The following is a 22832-nucleotide window of genomic DNA, read 5'->3' as shown; positions in this document are numbered from 1 at the left end:
GGCCCTTTACGCGACCGCGGCAACCCTATGATGTGCTTGCACAGTTTCTGGACACCGCCGTGCGCCTTGTCTAAAAGCGTTCGGCCGGAAGATTAACCCTTTTGTGGCGGATTCCGGGCCCCTTTTCCGGTTGGATGGCTATGAGCAGCGTCAACGACATCAGGTCGACCTTTCTGAATTTCTTCGCGAAGAACGGCCACGAGATCGTGCCGTCGTCGCCGCTGGTTCCGCGCAACGACCCGACGTTGATGTTCACCAATGCCGGCATGGTGCAGTTCAAGAACGTCTTCACCGGGGTCGAGAAGCGGCCGTACCAGCGCGCCACCACCTCGCAGAAATGCGTGCGCGCCGGCGGCAAGCACAACGACCTCGACAATGTCGGCTACACCGCGCGCCATCACACCTTCTTCGAGATGCTCGGCAACTTCTCCTTCGGCGATTACTTCAAGGATCGCGCGATCGAGCTGGCCTGGAACCTGGTCACCAAGGAATTCGGCCTGCCCAAGGACAAGCTGACGGCGACCGTCTATGTCGACGACGACGAGGCCTTTGATCTCTGGAAGAAGATCGCCGGCCTGCCGGAGTCGCGCATCATCCGCATCGCCGGTTCCGACAACTTCTGGCAGATGGGCGACACCGGCCCCTGCGGCCCGTGCTCGGAAATCTTCTACGACCATGGCGACAAGATCTGGGGCGGCCCGCCCGGTTCGGCGGAGCAGGACGGCGACCGCTTCATCGAGATCTGGAATCTCGTGTTCATGCAGTTCGAGCAGCTCGAGGGCGGCGCGCGCAATCCACTGCCGAGGCCCTCGATCGACACCGGCGCGGGGCTGGAGCGCGTCGCCGCCGTGCTGCAGGGCGTCCACGACAATTACGACATCGACCTGTTCGTCTCGCTGATCCGCACCATCGCCGATCTCACCGGCACCAACCCCAAAGGCGAGCAGAAGGCGTCGCTGCGCGTGATCGCCGACCACCTGCGCGCCTCCTCGTTCCTGATCGCCGATGGCGTGCTGCCCTCCAACGAGGGCCGCGGTTATGTGCTGCGCCGGATCATGCGGCGCGCGATGCGCCACGCGCAGCTCCTCGGCGCGCGCGAGCCGCTGATGCATCGCCTGGTCTGGGCGCTGGTGCGCGAGATGGGCCAGGCCTATCCGGAACTGGTGCGCGCTGAGAAACTGATTGAAGAAACGCTGCGGCTGGAAGAGACCCGCTTCCGCAAGACCTTGGAGCGTGGTCTTGCCATTCTGGACGAGAAGAGCGCCGGCCTGAAGAAGGGCGACATGTTCGATGGCGACACCGCCTTCACGCTCTACGACACCTATGGTTTCCCGCTCGACCTCACCCAGGACGCGCTGAAGTCGCGCGGCATCAGCGTCGATCAGGCCTCGTTCACCGATGCGATGGAGCGCCAGCGCGAGAAGGCGCGTGCGGCGTGGGCGGGAAGCGGCGAGGCTGCGACCGAGAGCGTCTGGTTCCCGCTGCGCGAGAAGCTCGGCGCGACTGAGTTCCTCGGCTATGAGACCGAGCGTGCCGAAGGCGTGGTCGCGGCGCTGGTGAAGGACGGCCAGGAGGTCGACGGCCTGAAGGCCGGCGAGAGTGGTGCGGTGGTGCTGAACCAGACGCCGTTCTATGCGGAGTCCGGCGGTCAGGTCGGCGATACCGGCGTGCTCATCGGTGAGGGCGTGAAGTTCCGTGTCACCGATACCCAGAAGAAGGCCGGCGATCTCTTCGTCCACATCGGCAAGGTGGAGCAGGGCACGCTGAAGGCGGGCACCGCGCTGCAGCTCGACGTCGATCACGGCAGGCGTTCTGCTATTCGGCGCAACCATTCCGCGACCCACCTGCTGCATGAGGCGCTGCGGCAGGTGCTCGGCGATCACATCGCCCAGCGCGGCTCGCTGGTCGCGCCGGACCGGCTGCGCTTCGACTTCGTGCACCCGAAGCCGATCACGGCTGAGGAACTCGCCCGGGTCGAGGACATCGCCAACGACGTGGTGCTGGAGAATGACGAGGTCACCACCCGCATCATGGCGGTCGATGACGCCCGCGAAGCCGGCGCCCGCGCGCTGTTCGGCGAAAAGTATGGCGACGAGGTCCGCGTGGTCTCGATGGGCAAGGGCCCGCGCGAGGAAGGCCAGAACGCGCTCGGCTGGTCGGTGGAATTGTGCGGCGGCACCCATGTGCGGCGCACCGGCGACATCGGCCTGATCTCGGTGACCAGCGAAAGCGCGGTCGCCTCCGGCGTCCGCCGCATCGAGGCACTGACCGGCAGCTATGCCCGCAAGCACGCCAACGACACCATCGCGCTGGCTAAGACCGCGGCGCAGGAGCTGAGGACGTCGATCGACGACGTGCCGGTGCGCATCGCTTCGCTGATGGAGGAGCGCAAGAAGCTCGAGCGCGACCTGTCGGATGCGCGCAAGAAGCTTGCGATGGGCGGCGGCGCCGCGTCGAACGGCGGCGGCGCAGGCGTGCGCGAGGTCGGCAACATCAAGCTGCTGGCGCGCGCCGTCGAGGGCGTCGAGACCAAGGACCTCAAGAGCCTGGTCGACGACGGCAAGAAGCAGATCGGTTCCGGCGTGGTCGCGATCGTCGGCGTCACCGAGGACGGCAAGGCCGGCATCGTGGTCGGCGTCACCGCCGATCTCACCTCGCGCTTCAACGCGGTCGATCTGGTGCGCAAGGGATCGGAGGCGCTCGGCGGCAAGGGCGGCGGCGGCCGGCCCGACATGGCGCAGGCCGGCGGTCCCGATGGCGCCAAGGCCAATGCGGCGCTCTCGGCGATCGAGCAAGCGCTCGCCGGCGTGTAAGCGGCCATGCCCGGCAAGCGCGTGACCGGTGCCCCAGAGTTGCGGGACCGGCTTTACGAGCTGCTTGAACACGATCATCTGCCTTACACGCCGGGCTCGCGCCTGGTCCGGCTGCTCGTCCTCATCATCGCGATTTCTGTGCTGGCGGCGGTCCTGGCGTCGGTGCCGGAGCTCGATGCCTCGTTCGGGACGCTGTTCACGATCATCGAAGTCGCCGCGGTCATCGTCTTCGCGCTGGAATATGCGGTGCGGATCTGGAGCGCGGCCGGCCACTCCCTGCACGCCACGACGGCCGCGCGGGCGCGGTTCGAATATGTGTTCTCGAGCTTCGGCATCATCGACCTCATCGCCTTCCTGCCATCGGCGATCGCGCTGATGCACGGCGACAAGACCGCGGTGGTGCTGTCCGGCATGCTGCCATTCTTCAAGCTCGTGCGCTACTCGCCGGCGATGCGCTCGCTGCTCGCGGCTCTGCATGCCGAGCGGCGCACGCTGGTCGGCTGCGTGGTGATCCTCGCCGGCGCGGTGCTGCTGTTTGCTTCACTGCTCTATGCCATCGAACACAAGGTCCAGCCGGACAAGTTCGGCACCATCCCGCAGGCGATGTGGTGGGCGATCGTCACCCTCGGCACCGTCGGCTATGGCGACGTGATCCCGGTGACGCCGCTCGGCAAGATCGTCACGGTGTTCGCGATCGTGGTCGGCTTTGCCATGATCGCGCTGCCGGTCGCGATCGTCTCCACCGCCTTCGCCGACGAGGTGCGCCGGCGCGATTTCGTCGTCACCTGGGGCATGCTGGCGCGGGTGCCGCTGTTCTCCCATCTCGGCGCCGCCGAGATCGCCGATATCATGCGGCTGTTGCGCGCGCAGACCATCGAGCAGGGCGAGGTGCTGGTCCGCCGCGGCGACGTCGCCTCCTCGATGTATTTCATCACCGCAGGCGAGGTGGAGATCGAATTGCCGACCCAGCGGGTCAGGCTGTCCGACGGCACCTTCTTCGGCGAGATCGCGCTGCTCAAGCGCACCAGCCGCTCCGGCACCGTGACGGCGACACGCAAGACCAGACTGCTGGCGTTGGATGCGCAGGACTTTCACGCTTTGATCGAGCGCCTGCCCGCGCTCGCGGCGCATGTGAGGCAGACGGCGGAAGCGCGGCTTGCCGACACGGTCGAGGTCAGCAAGGGGGATATCGCCGCAGCCGAGATCGCGCAGGCGGAGCCGGCCGAGAGCGGCGGCGGAAACGACGATCGGGCCGGGCATTCATAAATTGGTTCATGCCCGCTGAGTCCTGAAGAGCGGCGCAAGCGCAGACATGCCAATATCGACGCGATCGCCAAAAGCGGAAGTCGTGCGTTGCGCTGTACCCGGTCCGGTTTACCTTGCAACAGATCTGCGAGGCACAGGGCAGCGGATACTCAGTGCTTCATACTCGGTGGCGTCCGGCAGCCATCTACTTCTTCTCTCCCGTGTGGTGCGGGACAATGTTGCGCCGCAAAAGCTTCGATTTGATTCCGATCGACTTTGACCTCCATCAAATAGCATTCGCCAGGACACGACACTCTTGCGAAGGGAGTTTTATAAGGAGGATACGATGCGACGCTTTGCGCTTTCTACTGCGCTCCTGCTTTCGACCCTGAGCACCTCAGGCTGGGCGCAATCGCCGGCCGAACATCAGGCTCATCATCCTGATCAGGATACGCCAGCGGCGAGCCAAACAACACCGCCGGCGGTCCGGCCCGGACCAGGCGGAGGAATGGGCGGCGGCATGATGAACATGATGGGCGGCAGGATGCCGATGATGGACATGATGCAGTCGATGGGCATGATGCGGCAGGGCGGCGACGGAATGGGTGGCATGGAGACCGTCGATCGCGTCGAGGGCCGGATTGCTTTCCTGCGCACCGAGCTCAAGATCACGGATGCGCAGGCTTCTGTCTGGAACGGCTTTGCTGAGGCGCTGCAAACCAACGCCAAGACGCTGGGTGAAGTGCGCAAATCGATGATGTCTCAAGCCGGCGCGCCGAGCCTGGTCGATCGCCTGACGCAACAAGAGAAATGGCTGGCCGCGCGCCTGGACGGCACCCGCGCGATCAAGGCAGCCCTTGCCGCTCTTGTCGGCGTCCTGTCTGACGAGCAGAAGAAGTCTGCCGATGAGCTTCTCGCCCCACATCTGGGCATGATGCCCATGATGGCGGGAATGCAGAGCGGTCAGACGATGGGAGTGGGACGGATGCCGGAGGCAAAGCCGGCGCGGTGAGGCGTAAGCGTCGATCGCCTGGCGACCCGTCACTTGGCGGGGCTCTGTGAATGTTGATTTGCATCAACACCGTACGGCCGGTTCGGCTCTAACCTGATTTTTGGACGTTGGGAGCTGTCCATGTCGATGCAGGATCACGTCAGGCATCGAGAACCGGCGCGGCCGGGACTTCCGTGAAGGCGCGCGCGGGCATCGTACTCCTTGCCTTTCTGGCCATCGCCTTCGCATTGCTGTTCACCGAGCACCGGGCCCATGTGCTGGGTCTCCTGGTCTGGCTGCCGCTGCTCGCCTGCCCGCTGATGCATTTGTTCATGCATCATGGCGGCCATGATCATCATAGTGGCCATGGTCAACCGAACGACCAAAGGAGGGCGTGATGCACGATGCAGCACCTGCTTACGGGCTCTGGAGCCTGGTGATCGTCAACTCCACCGTCTTCATCCTCTTCGCGTACAGTTTCTCCAAGCCGCAGACCGCGCGCGACTGGCGCTCGTTCTCCGCCTTCAGCGCGTTTCTAGCGGCATTGTTCGTCGAGATGTACGGCTTTCCGCTGACCATCTATTTTCTCTCGGGCTGGCTGCAGTCACGCTACCCCGACGTCGACTGGTTCTCGCATGATGCCGGCCACCTCCTGGAGATGCTGTTCGGCTGGAAGGCCAATCCGCATGCCGGACCGTTCCACATCCTGAGCTTCATCTTCATTGGCGGCGGCTTTATCCTGATCGCCGCGGCCTGGAGAGTGCTCTATGACGCGCAGCAGACCCGGAGCCTCGCCACGACCGGGCCGTACAGCTATGTGCGCCATCCGCAATATGTCGGCTTCATCCTGGTGATGTTCGGCTTCCTGTTGCAATGGCCGACGATCCTGACCTTGGCAATGTTTCCGGTGCTGACTGCGATGTACGTTCGGCTGGCGCGAAGCGAAGAGGGTGATGCGCGGTCCGCATTCGGCGATGCCTATGCGCGATATGCGGCCGACGTACCCGGCTTTATTCCAAAGCTGAGCCGGCTGCTCCGCAAGGAGCCCACCGGAGGTTACCGCCATGGCTAGCAGACGTGCTTTGGTCGCTTTTCTTGCCTCGCTTGCGTTTGGCCTTCCTTTGACAGGCGCAAGCGTCACGGCTGTTGCCGCGGAGACCGAGCTATCGAAAACGGCTGGCGGCGTGACCGTCTATCTCGGCGTCGTTCCGGCTCAGATCGTCAAGGGGCTCTCTGCGGGCAGCTCCTCGGAGCGGCCGATGCACGGCGGCATTCCGAAGGGACCGCACGAATATCATCTTGTCGCCGCCGTGTTCGATGCCGCAAGTGGCGCGCGCGTTTCAGACGCCGCCGTGACTGCGGAAGTGGCAGGTCTCGGATTATCAGGCAACAGGAAGAAACTGGAACCGATGCAGATCGCAGGCACGACGACCTACGGCGGCTTCGTCGATCTGCCCGGATTTGATCTCTACACTGTGAAGCTGACGATCGAGCGAAGCGCTGCCGCGCCGGCCGTTCTGCAATTCAAGTACGACCATCGCCGGTAAGGAAGATCGCAGCCCCGCTTTGCAATGGGCGCTCTTCGCGAACAGTCCGAAAATGGACTGCGATCGCCATCGCCGGGCAGGTTCTGTCGCCTTCTTCTAGGGCCGGCGAGTGATCTAGATCAACAGGGAATGGCGCCGACAGCGGTAAGTAGGCACCATGACACAGCCGGTCTTCATAGCCTCCGGCCTAACCAAAACCTACGTCTCCGGCGAGGTTGAGGTCCATGCGCTCAACAATGTCGATCTCGAGATCGCTGAGCGGGAAGTGGTTGTACTGCTCGGTCCCTCCGGCAGCGGTAAGACGACCCTGCTCAACATCATGGGCGGGCTCGATCATCCGACGAGCGGCAGGCTCTTCTTCGGGGACTTGGAACTGACCCGTCTCAACGACCGCGAGCTCACAAACTATCGCCGCAGATATATCGGGTTCGTGTTCCAGTTTTATAATCTCGTGCCAAGCCTCACCGCGTATGAGAATGTTGCGCTGGTCACCGAGATTTCCGACCGCGCAATGCGTCCTGACGAGGCGCTCTCTCTGGTCGGGCTTGAAGCGCGGATGCATAATTTTCCTGCTCAGCTTTCGGGCGGCGAGCAGCAGCGCGTCGCCATTGCGCGTGCGATCGCAAAACGCCCGGCGGTGCTGCTCTGCGACGAGCCGACCGGAGCGCTGGACTCGAAGACCGGCATTCGCGTCATCGAGGCGCTGCTCGGGGTCAACCGGCAGCTCGGGACAACTACCGTCATTATCACGCACAACGCCAGCATCCAGGAGGTCGCCGATAGGGTGCTGTTCTTCGCGGACGGCAGGATCTCCAGGATTCAGAAGAACGAGACCCGCCGGGAAGCGGCGGAGCTCACCTGGTGACGACATGACTGCGCTCGATATCAAGCTGTTTCGAGATGTCAGGCGGCTCTGGGCGCAGATCCTCGCCGTCGCGTTGGTCGTCGGAGGCGGCGTTGCCGCGATGGTGCTCGCCGTCGGCTCGCATCGTTCCCTGGAAGAGACGCGGATCGCGTACTACGAACGCTACGGCTTCGGCGATGTGTTCGCTCAGGCGAAGCGCGCACCCAAGGCGCTCGCCGACAGGATCGCCGAGATCCCCGGCGTTGCCGCCATCGACACGCGCATCGCCAAGCTGGCGCTGCTGGACATCCCGGGCTTCTCCGAACCGGCCAGCGGGCAGTTCGTTTCGCTGCCCGACAATGGCGAGCCGCATCTCAATCGGCTCTACATGCGTTCGGGACACCTTCCCGAACCCGGGCGGACGGAAGAGGTCGTCGTCAACGGGCCGTTCGCCCGAGCCCACGGCTTCTCCGAGGGGGCGCGGTTCTCGGCCATCCTGAACGGGAAGAAGCAGGAACTCGTCATCGTCGGAACGGCTCTGTCACCTGAGTTCGTCTACACGGTCGGACCGGGCGACCTGATGCCGGACGACCGCCGCTACGGGATCGTCTGGATGTCCGAGAAGGCGCTCGCCGGGGTCTACGATCTCGACGGCGCTTTCTCGGCGGTCTCGATCAAGCTGCAACCCGGCGCTTCGGAGCGGGAGGTGGTTTCGCGGTTGGACGCGTTGCTCGATCCCTACGGCGGGCAGGCGGCCCACGGCCGGAAGGATCAGACCTCGCACGCCTGGCTCGATCATGAGCTCGATATGCTCAACAACATGAGCCGCACGCTGCCGCCGATCTTTCTGCTGGTCGCCGCCTTCCTGGTCAATCTCACCCTGACTCGGTTGGTTGCGCTTGAGCGCGAGCAAATCGGTCTGCTGAAAGCCTTGGGCTACGCCGATCGCAGCATCGTGCTGCACTACCTTAAGTTCGTCGCCCTAATCGTCGCAGTGGGAACCATTGTGGGAGGCATCGCCGGCACGTGGCTCGGATTGCGTGTCACCGCCTTGTTCGGCGACTTCTTCCACTTCCCGTTCCTCGTCTTCGCAAAAGCTCCGGATCTGTATGTTACCGCCGGCGCGCTCAGCGTGGCCGCCGCCGCGATCGGCGCGTTACGGGCTCTGCGCGAAGTAGTGAAGCTGCCGCCCGCCGTCGCCATGCAGCCGCCTGCTCCTCCGGTTTACCGGCGTCTGCTTCCGACGAGCATCCAGCTCGACCAGATCGCGTCGCAGCCAACGCTGATGATGATCCGCAACATCGCGCGGCATCCCCTTAGGGCGACGTTCACGGCACTGGGCATGGCTCTGGCCACCGCGATCCTGATCGTCTCGCTGTTCACGCGGGACACGATGGAGCAACTGATCGACGTAACCTATTTTCTCGCCGATCGGCAGGACGCGACCATCGGCTTCGTCGAGAAGCGGGTCGAAAACGTCGTGGCGCAAGTAAACCGGCTTCCCGGCGTTCTCACCGCCGAGCCGTCCCGCGAGGTGCCCGCGCGGATCCGCCATGGCAACGTCGAACGACGGATCACGATCAGCGGCCGGCCCACCGATGCCGATCTGAGGCGCATCATCGACGTCGGCCTTCGGCCGGTCGTAGTTCCCGATACGGGTCTTGCGATCTCGAGCATGCTCGGCCACATCCTCGGCGTCGGGGCCGGCGACACCGTCGAGGTCGATCTGCTGGAGGGTGCCCGACGCACCGTGACGATTCCGATCGTGGCCACCGTCGAGGACTACTTCGGCATCAGGGGCATGATGGATATCGGCGCTCTTCATAAATTCATGCGCGAGGCGCCCGTCGTGAACAGCGTGAACCTCAGCCTCGACGAGAACCGGAAGGAGGAATTCTACGCGTCCGTGAAATCCATGCCGACGATCAGCGGCGTGGCGCTGCAGCGTGTCTCGCTCGCGAACTTCCGCAAGACCGTCGCGCTGCTCGTTACCACGATGGCGAGCATCTACACCGGCCTCGCTGCGGTGATCGCGTTCGGAGTGGTCTACAACAACGCCCGGATTTCGCTATCCGAACGGGCGCGGGAACTGGCGAGCCTGCGCGTCCTCGGCTTCACGCGCGGCGAGGTTTTGCGCATCCTCCTGCTTGAACTCGCTATCCTGACGCTCGTCGCGCAGCCGCCTGGGTGGGTAATGGGCTACGGGCTCGCATGGGTCATGAAGACAAATTTGGCCGGCGAACTTATGCGCGTCCGCCTCGTCGTCGAGCATTCGACCTACGTCGTCGCCGCGTCCGTGGTGGTGTTGGCTGCTATCGCTTCCGCAGCGGTTATCCGCGAACGCATCGATAACCTGGACCTTGTTGCGGTCCTCAAGACACGAGACTAGCCATGCCGGCGAATTGGACCAGACGTATTGTCGGTGCTGCGGCTCTGGTCGCGATAGCGGGGGGACTGGCTTGGTTTGCCTGGCCTCAGCCGGTTCTCGTCGATCTCGCCACTGTGGCAAAAGGCCCGATCGAAGTCACGGCGGACGACGACGGCAAGACCCGCGTCCGCCACGTCTACACCGTCTCGGCACCTATTGCGGGAAAGGTGCTGAGAATTTCGCATCCGCTAGGAGAGAAGGGACCTTCACTTCACGTCGGCGACGAGGTCGTCGCCAGCCAGACCGTCGTCGCCCTGATGCAGCCGACGCTGCCGAGCTTCATTGACGTACGCTCTCGCGATCAGCTTCAGGCCGAGGTCCTGGCTGCCGATGCTGCCATCCAGCAGCAGGCAGCCGAGGTGCAGCGGATCGAGGCCGCGCTGGACCTGTCCAGGACCGAATTCCAGCGGGCGCAGGCTCTCTCGCGGACACAGACCATCTCGGCCCAGGCCTTCGACAAGGCGAAGTTCGATGTCGCTACCAATGAGGCGGCCTTGGCGAGTGCGAAGGCTCAAGTCGACATGCGTCGCGCGGTGCGCGCCAGCCTTGCGGCACGACTGATGGACCCGGCTAACACCGCGCCCTCAGCGGAGCCGACGTGCTGCGTCCGGGTGCTTGCGCCGGCAGGCGGACGGGTGCTGAAAATCATCCAGGACAGCGAGGCGGTGGTTCTGCCCGGAGCGCCGCTCGTCGAGATCGGCGATCCGCTCGATCTGGAGGTCATAGCGGAACTGCTCTCGACCGACGCGGTCCAGATCAAGGTGGACGCGGCCGTCCGAATCGACAGTTGGGGCGGACAGCCCATCAAGGGGAAGGTCGTCCGCGTAGATCCGGCCGGCTTCTTGAAGGTATCGGCGCTTGGCATTGAGGAGCAGCGGGTCCGGGTGACTATCGACTTCGTGGATCCGCCGGAGGTGTGGTCGCAGCTAGGTCACGACTACCGCGTTGTCGTCCACGTGACCACTTGGAGCGGTTCAGACGCCTTGACCGTCCCCGTAAGCGCCTTGTTCCGAAAAGGTGATCAGTGGACCGTTTTTGCCGACGAGAACGGTCGTGCCAGAAGCACTCCAGTCCAAGTCGGACATCGCAACAATCGGCTGGCCGAAGTGGTCTCCGGACTTTCGGCCGGCGATCGGGTCGTCCTGCATCCCAGCGACCGAATTGCCGACGGAAGCCGTATAACGCAGCGCTAGGAGCGCTAAGTGTGGCACCGGACGTTCGAGCGAATATCTCGCTTTGTCGGCGCCGGGTCAAAAACGGTCACCTTCGGATTGAGTTTTCTATTTCCGTTCTTGTCTCCGAAATCGGACATGCAGGGCATTCGGCTGAGCCTTTGAGACCGTCGTCTTGTTTTCGCTACGGCCTGCTTCGCTTCGAGCGCAACGACGATTTTGATGCTTGGCCGCGACAGAACGACCCGACGGGCAAATCACTCGAAAGTCTGTCCAGCCTTTCACGCAAAAATATTCCGCTTCACTATTGGCGCAAATCAGTCGCCTATAGCGCCGTCTCACCCAAATGAGGGGCGGGTCGCGATCGTCACGAACGTTGCGGTGAGATGCGGTGGACGAGAGTGTCACGACTGACGAGCGTGGCACTCGCGGACGGCGAAGTCGTGTGGTTCTGGCGCCCCGACGCTGGCGCTAAGCTTGCGGGAAGTATCCCGCAGGTGACGGTGGCAAGAAAGCCCGGTCACCGGGAAGAGCACGAAGTAAGCCGTAAACCATCGCGCAGGGAAAGCCGGAATGCTTCGGTTGAACCTGTGGTCCTACCCCCGTGCTTTTTGTTGCACGGGGCCCATGGGTGCAACCGGCACCCGGCTTTCCCTGCGCCCTCTGACATCGAGGAGGGTGAAACGAGACGCAAACCTCGGACGCGCAGCGCCGCGAGAATGCGAACTCACATCCTCTGCGCTGTTTGAAAATTGAATCAGACGTCGACCGAAGGTGCAGCGCACGCGTGTCTATCTCCTCACCCTGAGGAGACCGCGCAGCGGTCGTCTCGAAGGGCGAGGCCACTGGCGGGGCCTCATCCTTCTCCCGGCGATGCGCAGCATCGTCCGGAGACGCGGCGAAGACGCCGCTCCTCAGGATGAGGGTCGAACGGCGCACGCCGGACTCGTAGGATGGGTAGAGCGAAGCGAAACCCATCATGCGCGCCGCTTGCTTTATCGCGATGGGTTTCGCTGCGCTCTACCCATCCTACGGTCTTGCCGCGCCGAACCGCTCAGCCCTTGCGGAGAAACACGTAGTCGGCGGAGTAGGGTGCGCTATGGGTGGCGCCGGCCTTGTCGCACGCTCCTTCGAGGATGCCGCCCGCGGTGTTGATCCGCTGCACCGTCGTGACGTCGGACAGCGTACCGCTGCCGCGGCGCGAGATCACGTCGAGCTTGAGCCAGGGAATATCGTTCGGCGTCGCGCCCGGCGCATTGCCGGAGGCCCTGCCAAGCACGGCGCTGCCGTCGACATGCTCCCAGTTCGGCCCGGCATAGTGGCGGCCGACGGTCCTGCCGTCGGCCATCAGCGTTGCGATCGGCTCGCGAAAGGCCCAGGCCAAATTGCCTTCGACGCCGGCCTTGCACTCATAGACCTGCGCGCCCTCGGCGTGAACGCTGAGCACGACCGCTTCTCCCGGCGCAGCGATCGCCTCGGGAAGAGGTGTTTCCGCGTGCACGCTTGTGAGCGTGCCCGACAGCAAGAGCAATGCGAGCGCGACTTTCCCGGGGAGCGGCATGGTCAATCTCCACACGTATTCCCCGGGAGTGGGCAAAGCCCGGGAGGCGGCCTTAGGTCGCCATCGCCTTGGTGAGGTTCTCGGCGACCTTGTCGAGGAAGCCGGTGGTGGAGAGCCAGCGCTGGTCGGCGCCGACCAGGAGCGCGAGGTCCTTGGTCATGTAGCCGTCCTCGACGGTGGAGACGCAGACCTTCTCCAGCGTGTCGGCGAACTTCGCGAGCTCGGGATTGTTGTCGAGCTTGGCGCGGTGGGCGAGGCCCCGGGTCCAGGCGAAGATCGAGGCGATCGAGTTGGTCGAGGTCTCCTTGCCCTTCTGGTGCTCGCGATAGTGCCGGGTCACCGTACCGTGCGCGGCCTCGGCTTCCATGGTCTTGCCATCGGGCGTCATGAGGACGGAGGTCATCAGGCCAAGCGAGCCGTAGCCCTGGGCAACCGTGTCGGATTGCACGTCGCCGTCGTAGTTCTTGCAGGCCCAGACGTAGCCACCTGACCATTTTAGCGCGGCAGCGACCATGTCGTCGATCAGGCGGTGCTCGTAGGTAAGCTTCTTGGCCTCGAACTGCGACTTGAACTCGTTGTCGAAAATCTCCTGGAAGATGTCCTTGAAGCGGCCGTCATAGACCTTAAGAATCGTGTTCTTGGTCGAGAGATAGACCGGATAGCCGCGCGCCAGGCCCATGTTGAAGGAGGCGCGGGCGAAGTCCGCGATGGATTCGTCCAGATTGTACATCTCCATGGCGACGCCGGCGCCAGGCGCCTTGAAGACCTCCTTCTCGATCACGGTGCCGTCCTCGCCGACGAACTTCAGCGACAGCGTGCCCTTGCCCGGGAACCTGATGTCGGTGGCGCGGTACTGGTCGCCATAGGCGTGACGGCCGATGATGATCGGCTTGGTCCAGCCCGGCACGAGGCGCGGCACGTTCTTGCAGATGATCGGCTCGCGGAACACCACGCCGCCCAGGATGTTGCGGATGGTGCCGTTCGGCGACTTCCACATCTCCTTGAGGCCGAACTCCTTCACCCGGGCCTCGTCGGGGGTGATGGTGGCGCATTTGACGCCGACGCCGACCTTCTTGATCGCTTCCGCCGCGTCGATCGTGACCTTGTCGTTGGTCTTGTCGCGGTGTTCCATCCCCAGGTCGAAATACATCAGGTTGATGTCAAGGAACGGGTGGACCAGCTTGTCCTTGATGTACTGCCAGATGATCCGGGTCATCTCGTCGCCATCGAGTTCGACGACGGGGTTGGTCACCTTGATTTTTGCCATGGGAATAGGGCCTCTTGGGGAACAGCGCGCTTTCGGGCGCGACTAGCGGAATATGTTTGCGGCCTATAGCACCGGGAAAGCGCCGGCGGAAGCCAAGGGGTTATGCAGTTTCGGCTCATCCTTTAGCCGAGAATGCCGCCGTTATGTTTCATGCTTCGAGGCGGCAGGGGAAGGGCTGAAGTGGCGTTGCGACGCTGCGCCCCCTCAGGTTTCGGATGAAGATTCAAAAGCGGCCGTAACGCCATTATTCCGCTTGAGAAAATTGCGCCCGCGGGGCAATCCGGGCGCGACAGGAAACTTGGCAATCTGATTCAGCGCCTTCAGGACCTGAATCAGATTGTTCAGAGGTTGAATCAGGAAGCGAAGTCTAAGATGTCCGGCACCGACAAGACCAAGACCGGCCACGACCTCAGGGGTCCCGTGGTGATCCTGGTCGAGCCGCAGCTTGGCGAGAACATCGGGATGGCTGCGCGCGCAATGGGCAATTTTGCGCTGTCGCGGCTCCGGCTGGTCAATCCCCGCGATGGCTGGCCGAACATCGCCGCGCAGCGCGCCGCAGCGGGCGCCGACCATATTCTCGACGGGGTCGAGTTGTTCGACACGCTCGCGCAGGCGGTCGCCGATCTCGACCTCCTCTATGCCACCACCGCCCGCGCCCATGACCAGGCCAAGCCGGTGGTCGGGCCGGATGGAGCCGCCCGCGAGATCGTGACGCATGTCGCGGCCGGCGGCGGCGCCGGCATCCTGTTCGGCCGGGAGCGCGCCGGCCTGACCAACGAGGAGGTCGCGCTTGCCAACCGCATCGTCACCTTCCCGGTCAACCCGGGCTTCGCCTCGCTGAACCTGGCCCAGGCGGTGCTGCTGATGGGCTATGAGTGGTTCAAGCTCTCGACATCGGGCGAACTGCCGTTCGCGATGCCCGAACGATCCGAGCGCGCCTCGCAGCACCAGGTCCAGGCCTTCTTCGACAATCTGGTTGCCGAGCTCGACAGGGTCGAGTTCCTGCGGCCGCGCGAGAAGCGCGACACCATGCTGGTCAATCTGCGCAACATCTTCACCCGGATGGAGCCGACCAAGCAGGACATGCATACCCTGCACGGGGTGATCATGGCGATCGCCGAGGGACGCAAGGGGCCGGCCAAGGGCGGCGTGCTCGACGGCGAGCAGGCGACCAAGCTGCGGGCGCTGCTGGCCGAGCAGGGGCAGGGCGGCGCCTCCGCTGATGCCAGCAGCACCGTGCGCGGGCTGGCGCGGCTGCTCCGGCGCAATCCGACCGATGCCGAGCGCATCCTGTGGCAGGCGCTGACCAAGGATCGCCGCTTCGCCGGCCTGTTCAAGCGCCAGACCCCGGTCGGGCGCCATATCCCCGATTTCGTCTCCTTCATCCACCGGATCGCGATCGAATTGGAAAACCCTGACGAGAGCGAGACCATCGCGGCCGACCGAGCCAAGCGGCGGGAATGGCTGGAGGAGCGGGACTATCGCGTGTTCAACATGCGCGCGGCGGACGTGGAGCGTGATCTGGCCGGCGAATTGGATCGGCTGCAGGGCACGATGCAAGTTTAGCCCGGAGCACGGCGCCGTCCGGCAATTCCGAGCGCCTTGATCCGCGAGGCCAGCGTGGTCGGCTTCATGTCGAGCATTTCGGCCGCACCGCCCGGCCCGAACACCTTGCCGGCGCAAGCTTCCAGCGCCGCGCCGATGTTGGCGCGCTCGTGATCGCGCAGCTCGGCGGCCGTCATCACCGCGGGACGCGCATCGGTCTTCACGCGGGCCGAGCCCGCCGAGGTCTGGCTGCCGGATGCATCGGGCAGGTCGATGCGCAGCCGGCCGTTCTGGGCGAGGATCGCGGCGCGCTCGATCACGTTCTGCAATTCGCGGACGTTGCCCGGCCAGTCGTAGCGCGCAAGCCGCCTGGCGTCGCCTTCCGACAGGCGCAGATCGGATTTCAGCGCCTTGCTTTCGCTGCTCAGGAAATGCTGCGCCAGCAGCGGGATGTCCTCGCGCCGCTCGCGTAGGGGGACCGATTCGATCGGAAACACGTTGAGGCGGAAGTAGAGATCCTCGCGAAACCGGCCGCGCTGCACCTCCTGCTTGAGATCGCGGTTGGTGGCTGCGATCAGCCGCACATCCACGGTGCGGGTGCGCTCCTCGCCGACCCGCTCGAAATTGCCTTCCTGCAGCACGCGCAATAGCTTGCCCTGCAGCTCCAGCGGGATTTCGCCGACCTCGTCGAGAAACAGCGTGCCGCCGTCGGCCAGCTCGAACCGGCCGATGCGGTCGCGCGTCGCGCCGGTGAAGGCGCCACGGACATGGCCAAAGAACTCGCTCTCGAACAGTTCGCGCGGGATCGCGGCGCAGTTGACGCGGATCAGCGGGCGGTCGGAGCGGCTGCTGGCTTCATGGATGGCGCGCGCGATCAGTTCCTTGCCGGTGCCGGACTCGCCCGTGATCATCACCGCCGCCGACGTCGGCGCCACCAGCTTGACCTGGCGCAGCGTCTTCTGGATCGCCTCGCTCTGGCCGATGATCCCGCGCGGATTGGTCTCGATGCGGATTTCTTCCTGCAGGTAGGCGTTCTCCAGCTCCAGCCGCTCGCGCAGCCGATCGACCTCCGCAAGTGCGGCGTGCAGCTTCTCGTCCGCCTCTCGCCGCTGGCTGACGTCGCGAAACACCACGACGGCGCCGACCACCACGCCGCGGTCGCGGATCGGCGTCGAGGTGTATTCGACCCAGACCGGCGAGCCGTCCTTGCGCCAGAACACTTCGCCGTCGACCTGGTGCACGGCGCCGTCGCGGAACGCTGCGTAAATCGGGCAGTCGTGATCATGGTAGTGGCGCCCGTCATGATGGGTGTGATGGACGATCGGATGGATCTCCTTGCCTACCAACTCCTCGGCGGTCCAGCCCAGCATCCGCTCGGCGGCCGGGTTGACGAAAGTGGTCTTTCCTTCCGCGTTGACGCCATAGATGCCTTCGCCGGCAGCGCGCAGGATCAGTTGGTTCTCGCGCTCGATGTCCTGGAACACGCGCTCGACCCGCTGCCAGGTGGCAATGCCGCTGCGCATGTGGTCCTCGGCGGCGGCATCGACATAGCGCCGGCGGCGTGCGTCGAGGTCGCTCATCGTGAGCAGCATCAGCTTGCGCCCGTCATGCGGCACCACGCAGCCGGCATATTCGATCCGCAGATTCTGCCCGGTCGCATGCCGCGGCGTCAGCGCATCGGTCCAATACGCGCCTTTGTCGAGCACGGCCTGGGTGAAGACGATCAGGGCCGGCAATTGCCCTGCATGCAGCGCGCTTACCTTGGTCTGGCGCAGCAGCGCGCGGTCGTAGCCGAGTAGGGAGCAGGCGGCGGGATTGGCGTCGAGGATCGCGTCGGCATAGGGATCGAGCAGCAGCGCCGGCTCGATCGAGCACTCGAAGGCGGCGGCACGCAGGTCCGCGTCGTGCGCGCTCGCTGTTGCGCTGAGAGCCAGGTCCATCGTGCGGGGCGCCCCGAAAAATCGTAATTCGATTACGATTTCTCGTGTATCACGAGTTTTTGTAGTCGCCAAGGCGCGGACAAAAGCCTGCGACATCAAAGCCATCGGCCCAAATTATGGGCTGGCATGGACCTTGCGTAAATGAACGGCAACGCCGCGCGCAGGAGGTCCGATGTCCATGTTCGACAATCCATTCGATCCCGACCGCAGTCTTCGCACCGGCTGCAGTTGCGGCCGACATATCAACGAAGTCGAGCACCGGAATGCGGCGCTGGCGTTGCGCTGCGAGCCCGCGGAAAGCGAAGACAAGCGTTACGAGGGCGTGGTCGCCTCTGCCGTGATGCGCGCGGTGTTTCCGCAGGACGCGGCCCGTCGCGCCTTCCTGAAGTCGGTCGGCGCCTCCACGGCGCTCGCGGCGCTGTCGCAGTTCTTCCCGATCAAGATGGCGACCGAGGTGCTCGCGCAAGGCGGCGCGCCCGAGAAGAAGGACCTCAAGGTCGGCTTCATTCCGATCACCTGCGCGACGCCGATCATCATGGCTGCGCCGATGGGCTTCTATGCGAAGCACGGATTGAACGTCGAAGTGATCAAGACCGCGGGCTGGGCTGTCATTCGCGACAAGACCATCAACAAGGAATACGACGCGGCGCACATGCTGTCGCCGATGCCGCTCGCCATCACCATGGGCGTCGGCTCCAACCCGCTGCCCTACACGATGCCGGCGGTCGAGAACATCAACGGACAGGCGATCACGCTTTCGATCAAGCACAAGGACAAGCGCGATCCCAAGGATTGGAAGGGTTTCAAATTCGCCGTGCCCTTCGACTATTCGATGCACAATTATTTGCTGCGCTACTATCTCGCCGAGCACGGCCTCGACCCCGACGTCGACGTGCAGATCCGCGCGGTGCCGCCGCCGGAGATGGTCGCCAATCTGCGCGCCGACAATATCGACGGTTTCCTCGGCCCCGATCCGATGAACCAGCGCGCCGTCTATGACGGCGTCGGCTTCATCCACATCCTGACCAAGGATATCTGGGAAGGCCATCCTTGCTGCGCTTTCGCGGCCTCGAAAGAGTTCGTCACCTCGATGCCGAACACCTATGGGGCGCTCCTGAAATCGATCATCGACGCCACCGCGTTTGCGCACAAGGCCGAGAACCGCAAGCAGATCGCGGAAGCGATCGCGCCGGCGAATTATCTGAACCAGCCGCAGATCGTGCTCGAGCAGATCCTGACGGGCACCTTCGCCGACGGCCTCGGCAACGTGGTCACGCAGCCGAGCCGCGTCGATTTCGATCCGTTCCCGTGGCAGTCCTTCGCGGTCTGGATCATGACGCAGATGAAGCGCTGGGGGCAGATCAAGGGCGACGTCGATTACAAGGCGGTCGCCGAGCAGGTCTATCTCGCCACCGATACCGGCAGGCTGATGGCCGAGATGGGGCTCACGCCGCCGACGACCACGTACAAATCGTTCGCGGTGATGGGCAAGACCTTCGATCCGGCCAAGCCGGACGACTATCTCGCGAGCTTCAAGATCAGGAAGGCGTCGTGAAGGCGCTCCCGCACACAGGGAGGAGCAGATGAACTCGCTTCGCCTGCGCGCGGCGATCGTCTCGATCGTGCTGTTCGTTGCCCTCGTCGGCATCTGGCATCTTGCGACCCGTAGCAGCAGTCCGGCCACCAACATGAGCCCGGAATACGCCAAGCTGATGGGGCTCACCGCCACGCAAGGCAAATCGGCGATGCCCGGTCCGCTCGATGTCGGCGCCAAATTGTGGGAGCACTTGAGGCGGCCGTTCTACGACAACGGGCCGAACGACAAGGGGCTCGGAATCCAGCTCGCTTATTCGATCGGCCGCGTCGGGCTCGGCTACCTCATCGCGGTCCTGGTAGCGATCCCGCTCGGCTTCCTGATCGGCATGTCGCCATTGATCAGCCGGGCGCTCGACCCGTTCATCCAGGTGCTGAAGCCGATCTCGCCGCTCGCCTGGATGCCGCTCGTGCTCTACACTATCAAGGATTCTTCGATATCCGCGATCTTCGTGATCTTCATCTGCTCGGTATGGCCGATGCTGCTCAACACGGCGTTCGGCGTTGCCAGCGTACGCAGCGAATGGATCAACGTCGCGCGCACGCTCGAAGTCGGCACCGTCAGGCGCGCCTTCACGGTGATCCTGCCGGCCGCGGCGCCGACGATCCTGACGGGCATGCGGATATCGATCGGCATCGCCTGGCTCGTGATCGTCGCCGCCGAGATGCTCGTCGGCGGCACCGGCATCGGCTATTTCGTCTGGAACGAGTGGAACAACCTCTCGATCACCAATGTCATCATCGCGATCCTCATGATCGGGATCGTCGGCATGCTGCTCGACCAGATCCTCGCGCGTTTCACACGCATGGTCACGTTTCCGGAGTAGGGGGCGATGACCGACAAATTCATCTCGATCGAAGGCATCGCGCGGCGCTATCCGGGCGCCGGTGGCGGCACCACCACCGTGTTCGAAAACCTGTGGCTCTCGATGGCGCGGGGCGAATTCGGCTGCGTGATCGGCCATTCCGGCTGCGGCAAGACCACGGTGCTCAACATTCTCGCCGGCCTCGATGAGCCGAGCGAGGGTACCGTGATCGTCGACGGGCAGGCGATCGAGGGCACGAGCCTCGACCGCGCCGTGATCTTCCAGAGCCACGCGTTGCTTCCCTGGCGCACCGTGCTTGGCAACGTCGCCTATGCCGTCAGCTCGAAATGGCGCAAATGGGATCGCGCGAAGGTCAAGGCGCATGCGCAGAAGTTCATCGATCTCGTCGGCCTCACCGGTTCGGAGCACAAGCGCCCGTCCGAACTGTCCGGCGGCATGAAGCAGCGCGTCGGTATTGCGCGTGCGCTCTCGATCACGCCGAAGATCATGCTGATGGACGAGCCGTTCTCGGCGCTGGATGCGCTGACGCGCGGCACGCTGCAGGACGAGGTGCGGCGCATCTGTCTGGAGACCGGGCAGACCGCATTCATGATCACCCACGACGTGGATGAGGCGATCTATCTCGCCGACAAGATATTCCTGATGACCAACGGCCCTGGCGCCGTACTGGCGGAGATCGTCGAAAATCCGTTACCCAAGGATCGCGGCCGGATCGATCTGCACCGCCACCCCTATTACTACGCGCTCCGCAACCACATCATCGATTTCCTGGTCAGCCGCAGCAAGAGCTTCGCGGCGATGACCACCGATCACGACCCGCGCAAGGTGCCGACGGTGCGGCCGGGCTTGCCTGAATTGGCGATCGCGTCGGAAGCCGAGCCGCCAACCCAGACGTCATGGCCGGGCCTGTCCCGGCCATCCACGTCTTCTTGAGTCGCATCAACAACGTTGTTGCCCGGGACAAGCCCGGGCATGACGAAAGCAAGGAGAGCTCCATGAAACGTTCCGACCTCACCGAAAAGCTGCTCGACATCAAGCGCGAGAAGGGTTGGAGCTGGAAACATATCTGCGAGCAGATCGGCGGCTATTCCGAAGTGCTGATCGTCGGCGCCATCCTCGGCCAGATGAAGTTGACCAAGCCACAGGCCGCCAATGCCGGCGAGCTGTTCGGCCTGTCCAAATCCGAAATCGCGATGTTGAACGAGACGCCGATGCGCGGAGAGGGCGTACCGATGCCGCCGACCGATCCCCTGATCTATCGCTTCTACGAGCTCGTGATGGTCAACGGCCCGGCCTGGAAGGCGCTGATCGAGGAGGAATTCGGCGACGGCATCATGTCGGCGATCGACTTCGACATGGTGATGGAGCGTCTGCCCAATCCCAAGGGCGACCGCGTCAAGTTCACGATGTCCGGAAAATTCCTGCCGTACAAATATTACGGCGCCAGTGGCAACGTACCGGAGTACGGGTTCAAGGAGGGGTGAGGAGGCCACCGCATCGCATCGGCGTCGTCATTCCGGGGGCGTCCGAAGGACGAACCCGGAATCGATTTCTCCGCTTGCGTATGTGGCCCGATGGATTCCGGGTTCGCGTCCTCGACGCGCCCCGGAATGACGGTGATGGTTAACCGCCCGCTTTCACCTGCGCCACGGCCTGGACCAGCAATTCGTCCATCTTGGCGCGGATTTGACCTTCCGTGACGGCCTCGCCCTTCGCCGTAAGGTCCTTCAGAACCTTCTGCAGCACGTCCTGATCGCCGGCTTCCTCGAAATCGGCGGCAACCACTTCTTTGGCGTAGGTGTTGGCGGCATCGCCCGTGAGGCCAAGCTTTTCCGCCGCCCATATGCCTAGCAGCTTGTTGCGGCGCGCCTCGGCCTTGAATTTCTGCTCCTCGTCGAGGGCGAATTTCTTCTCAAAACCTTCCTCGCGCTTATCGAATGTAGTCATGGGCGGTTCCAATTCCTGCTGACGGACGGGTGGAGCTTGCGTTGCGGCAGCCCCGGCGGATGCCTAGATAGAAGGGACGAATCGGCAAGACAACGAGCCGTTAAGCCGCAGCCAGAATGGCAGATTTCCGGGCCGCAATCCAAGGCGGATAAGTCCGCCAAAGGGGTCCGGGTCGATTGTGCTGGAGGGGCCAATCGGATAGGTTGCCATACGGCTTGGTTCTTGTTCTGTTTGGGGTTCCAGGCTTTCCGCGGCAGCTCCGTCGTGGGTCGCAATCCCTTGTCAACCGGAGCACACCAGATTCATGGATTTCAACAAAACACGGTACATCCCAATGAGCCGTCGACGCCGCATCTATGAGGGCAAGGCCAAGGTCCTTTACGAAGGTCCAGAGCCTGGAACCCTGATCCAGCATTTCAAGGACGACGCGACCGCGTTCAATGCCAAGAAACACCAGGTGATCGAGGGCAAGGGCGTCCTCAATAACCGGATTTCGGAGTACCTGTTTCAGCACCTCAACGACATCGGGGTGCCGACCCACTTCATCCGTCGCCTCAACATGCGCGAGCAACTGATTCGCGAGGTCGAGATCGTGCCGCTGGAAGTGGTGGTGCGGAACGTCGCCGCCGGCTCGCTGTCGCAGCGCCTCGGCATCGAGGAAGGCACGCAGCTACCGCGCTCGATCATCGAATTCTATTACAAGAACGACCAGCTCAACGACCCCATGGTGTCGGAAGAGCACATCACCGCCTTCGGCTGGGCGACGCCGCAGGAGATCGACGACATCATGGCACTGGCCATCCGCGTCAACGACTTCCTGACCGGGCTTTTCTTAGGGATTGGCATCCGTCTGGTCGACTTCAAGATGGAATGCGGACGGCTGTTTGAAAACGAGATGATGCGGATCATCGTCGCCGACGAGATTTCGCCCGATTCGTGCCGGCTCTGGGACATCAAGTCGAATGAGAAGCTCGACAAGGACCGTTTCCGCCGTGACCTCGGCGGTCTGCTGGAAGCCTATACCGAGGTGGCGAAGCGGCTCGGCATCCTCATGGAGAACGAGCGGCCGGCCGGTTCTGGTCCGGTGCTGGTGAAGAGCTAAGAGGGGCAAA

19 protein-coding genes and 1 pseudogene are annotated in these 22832 nt (G+C 63.7%); 16 read left to right on the top strand and 4 right to left on the bottom strand.

Annotated elements, in window-relative coordinates:
• Positions 1-140 precede the first annotated feature (140 nt).
• From alaS to ACVJGD_RS12540, 10 genes and pseudogenes are all read left to right on the top strand, one after another.
• Positions 141-2813, top strand: coding sequence for an alanine--tRNA ligase (gene alaS / locus ACVJGD_RS12585; protein WP_456634634.1), 2673 nt, complete (start codon positions 141-143; stop codon positions 2811-2813).
• A 6-nt stretch (positions 2814-2819) separates the two neighbouring features.
• Positions 2820-4079: a cyclic nucleotide-gated ion channel gene (locus tag ACVJGD_RS12580; RefSeq protein WP_456634633.1), complete on the top strand. Its 1260-nt coding sequence runs from the start codon at positions 2820-2822 to the stop codon at positions 4077-4079.
• A gap of 487 nt (positions 4080-4566) precedes the next feature.
• The gene (locus tag ACVJGD_RS12575; protein WP_456634632.1) at positions 4567-5070 is read left to right on the top strand and encodes a Spy/CpxP family protein refolding chaperone; all 504 of its coding nucleotides are present in this window, start codon (positions 4567-4569) and stop codon (positions 5068-5070) included.
• Positions 5071-5190: 120 nt separating this feature from the next.
• Positions 5191-5447 (top strand): annotated as a pseudogene (locus ACVJGD_RS12570) (DUF2933 domain-containing protein).
• A complete protein-coding gene (locus ACVJGD_RS12565; protein ID WP_456634631.1) occupies positions 5447-6121 on the top strand; it encodes a methyltransferase family protein in 675 nt (224 codons plus the stop codon). The pseudogene ACVJGD_RS12570 and the gene ACVJGD_RS12565 overlap by 1 nt, the downstream one beginning before the upstream one ends.
• On the top strand, positions 6114-6596 hold the full coding sequence (locus tag ACVJGD_RS12560) for a hypothetical protein (RefSeq protein WP_456634630.1): 483 nt from the start codon (positions 6114-6116) through the stop codon (positions 6594-6596). Before ACVJGD_RS12565 ends, ACVJGD_RS12560 begins: the two co-directional genes overlap by 8 nt.
• A 157-nt stretch (positions 6597-6753) precedes the next feature.
• Positions 6754-7461, top strand: a complete 708-nt coding sequence (locus ACVJGD_RS12555) for an ABC transporter ATP-binding protein (protein ID WP_456634629.1) — start codon at positions 6754-6756, stop codon at positions 7459-7461.
• Between the two features lie 4 nt (positions 7462-7465).
• Complete coding sequence (locus ACVJGD_RS12550) at positions 7466-9829, top strand: ABC transporter permease (protein ID WP_456634628.1); 2364 nt, start codon at positions 7466-7468, stop codon at positions 9827-9829.
• Positions 9830-9831: 2 nt separating this feature from the next.
• Positions 9832-11061: an efflux RND transporter periplasmic adaptor subunit gene (locus tag ACVJGD_RS12545; protein ID WP_456634627.1), complete on the top strand. Its 1230-nt coding sequence runs from the start codon at positions 9832-9834 to the stop codon at positions 11059-11061.
• 11 nt (positions 11062-11072) lie between these two features.
• Positions 11073-11390 carry a hypothetical protein gene (locus ACVJGD_RS12540; protein ID WP_456634626.1) on the top strand — a complete coding sequence of 106 codons (318 nt, stop codon included), beginning with the start codon at positions 11073-11075 and terminating at the stop codon, positions 11388-11390.
• A 704-nt stretch (positions 11391-12094) separates the two neighbouring features.
• Here ACVJGD_RS12540 and ACVJGD_RS12535 read toward each other — a convergent pair.
• Positions 12095-12601: a DUF3455 domain-containing protein gene (locus tag ACVJGD_RS12535; RefSeq protein WP_456634625.1), complete on the bottom strand. Its 507-nt coding sequence runs from the start codon at positions 12599-12601 to the stop codon at positions 12095-12097.
• A 52-nt stretch (positions 12602-12653) separates the two neighbouring features.
• Positions 12654-13868 (bottom strand): NADP-dependent isocitrate dehydrogenase, encoded by a 1215-nt coding sequence (locus tag ACVJGD_RS12530; protein ID WP_456634624.1) that lies wholly within the window; start codon positions 13866-13868, stop codon positions 12654-12656.
• A gap of 372 nt (positions 13869-14240) precedes the next feature.
• On the opposite strand from ACVJGD_RS12530, the gene ACVJGD_RS12525 reads away from it, so the two are divergent.
• Entirely contained in the window at positions 14241-15434 is a 1194-nt protein-coding gene (locus ACVJGD_RS12525; RefSeq protein WP_456634623.1) for a TrmJ/YjtD family RNA methyltransferase, read from the top strand.
• On the opposite strand, the gene ACVJGD_RS12520 is transcribed toward ACVJGD_RS12525, so the two are convergent.
• Positions 15431-17353: a sigma 54-interacting transcriptional regulator gene (locus ACVJGD_RS12520; protein WP_456634622.1), complete on the bottom strand. Its 1923-nt coding sequence runs from the start codon at positions 17351-17353 to the stop codon at positions 15431-15433. The genes ACVJGD_RS12525 and ACVJGD_RS12520 overlap by 4 nt on opposite strands.
• Positions 17354-17525: 172 nt before the next feature.
• Here ACVJGD_RS12520 and ACVJGD_RS12515 point away from each other — a divergent pair, with 172 nt between their 5' ends.
• From ACVJGD_RS12515 to cynS, 4 genes are all read left to right on the top strand, one after another.
• A complete protein-coding gene (locus ACVJGD_RS12515) occupies positions 17526-18908 on the top strand; it encodes a CmpA/NrtA family ABC transporter substrate-binding protein (RefSeq protein WP_456634621.1) in 1383 nt (460 codons plus the stop codon).
• A gap of 28 nt (positions 18909-18936) precedes the next feature.
• Positions 18937-19773, top strand: coding sequence for a nitrate ABC transporter permease (gene ntrB, locus ACVJGD_RS12510; RefSeq protein ID WP_456634620.1), 837 nt, complete (start codon positions 18937-18939; stop codon positions 19771-19773).
• A 6-nt stretch (positions 19774-19779) separates the two neighbouring features.
• On the top strand, positions 19780-20706 hold the full coding sequence (locus ACVJGD_RS12505) for an ABC transporter ATP-binding protein (protein ID WP_456634619.1): 927 nt from the start codon (positions 19780-19782) through the stop codon (positions 20704-20706).
• 62 nt (positions 20707-20768) lie between these two features.
• On the top strand, positions 20769-21257 hold the full coding sequence (gene cynS, locus ACVJGD_RS12500) for a cyanase (RefSeq protein ID WP_456634618.1): 489 nt from the start codon (positions 20769-20771) through the stop codon (positions 21255-21257).
• A gap of 139 nt (positions 21258-21396) precedes the next feature.
• Here cynS and ACVJGD_RS12495 read toward each other — a convergent pair whose 3' ends face one another.
• On the bottom strand, positions 21397-21720 hold the full coding sequence (locus tag ACVJGD_RS12495) for a DUF1476 domain-containing protein (RefSeq protein ID WP_456634617.1): 324 nt from the start codon (positions 21718-21720) through the stop codon (positions 21397-21399).
• A gap of 334 nt (positions 21721-22054) precedes the next feature.
• Here ACVJGD_RS12495 and purC point away from each other — a divergent pair, with 334 nt between their 5' ends.
• Positions 22055-22822: a phosphoribosylaminoimidazolesuccinocarboxamide synthase gene (purC, locus tag ACVJGD_RS12490; protein ID WP_008974302.1), complete on the top strand. Its 768-nt coding sequence runs from the start codon at positions 22055-22057 to the stop codon at positions 22820-22822.
• The last annotated feature ends 10 nt before the right edge of the window (positions 22823-22832 follow it).

This window comes from Bradyrhizobium sp. USDA 10063 (assembly GCF_054063735.1).
The sequence above is the reverse complement of the archived record's forward strand: the minus strand, read 5'-3'. Positions and strand labels throughout refer to the sequence as shown.

Excerpts from the sequence above, each read along its gene's own strand:
- ACVJGD_RS12560 (WP_456634630.1), top strand. The coding sequence starts at position 6,114 with ATGGCTAGCAGACGTGCTTTGGTCGCTTTTCTTGCCTCGCTTGCGTTT.
- ACVJGD_RS12515 (WP_456634621.1), top strand. The coding sequence starts at position 17,526 with ATGTCCATGTTCGACAATCCATTCGATCCCGACCGCAGTCTTCGCACC.
- ACVJGD_RS12520 (WP_456634622.1), bottom strand. The coding sequence starts at position 17,353 with ATGGACCTGGCTCTCAGCGCAACAGCGAGCGCGCACGACGCGGACCTG.
- alaS (WP_456634634.1), top strand. The coding sequence starts at position 141 with ATGAGCAGCGTCAACGACATCAGGTCGACCTTTCTGAATTTCTTCGCG.
- ACVJGD_RS12575 (WP_456634632.1), top strand. The coding sequence starts at position 4,567 with ATGGGCGGCGGCATGATGAACATGATGGGCGGCAGGATGCCGATGATG.
- ACVJGD_RS12530 (WP_456634624.1), bottom strand. The coding sequence starts at position 13,868 with ATGGCAAAAATCAAGGTGACCAACCCCGTCGTCGAACTCGATGGCGAC.
- ACVJGD_RS12555 (WP_456634629.1), top strand. The coding sequence starts at position 6,754 with ATGACACAGCCGGTCTTCATAGCCTCCGGCCTAACCAAAACCTACGTC.
- ACVJGD_RS12495 (WP_456634617.1), bottom strand. The coding sequence starts at position 21,720 with ATGACTACATTCGATAAGCGCGAGGAAGGTTTTGAGAAGAAATTCGCC.
- ACVJGD_RS12545 (WP_456634627.1), top strand. The coding sequence starts at position 9,832 with ATGCCGGCGAATTGGACCAGACGTATTGTCGGTGCTGCGGCTCTGGTC.
- ACVJGD_RS12550 (WP_456634628.1), top strand. The coding sequence starts at position 7,466 with ATGACTGCGCTCGATATCAAGCTGTTTCGAGATGTCAGGCGGCTCTGG.
- purC (WP_008974302.1), top strand. The coding sequence starts at position 22,055 with ATGAGCCGTCGACGCCGCATCTATGAGGGCAAGGCCAAGGTCCTTTAC.
- ACVJGD_RS12525 (WP_456634623.1), top strand. The coding sequence starts at position 14,241 with ATGTCCGGCACCGACAAGACCAAGACCGGCCACGACCTCAGGGGTCCC.
- ACVJGD_RS12580 (WP_456634633.1), top strand. The coding sequence starts at position 2,820 with ATGCCCGGCAAGCGCGTGACCGGTGCCCCAGAGTTGCGGGACCGGCTT.
- ACVJGD_RS12565 (WP_456634631.1), top strand. The coding sequence starts at position 5,447 with ATGCACGATGCAGCACCTGCTTACGGGCTCTGGAGCCTGGTGATCGTC.
- cynS (WP_456634618.1), top strand. The coding sequence starts at position 20,769 with ATGAAACGTTCCGACCTCACCGAAAAGCTGCTCGACATCAAGCGCGAG.
- ACVJGD_RS12505 (WP_456634619.1), top strand. The coding sequence starts at position 19,780 with ATGACCGACAAATTCATCTCGATCGAAGGCATCGCGCGGCGCTATCCG.
- ACVJGD_RS12535 (WP_456634625.1), bottom strand. The coding sequence starts at position 12,601 with ATGCCGCTCCCCGGGAAAGTCGCGCTCGCATTGCTCTTGCTGTCGGGC.
- ntrB (WP_456634620.1), top strand. The coding sequence starts at position 18,937 with ATGAACTCGCTTCGCCTGCGCGCGGCGATCGTCTCGATCGTGCTGTTC.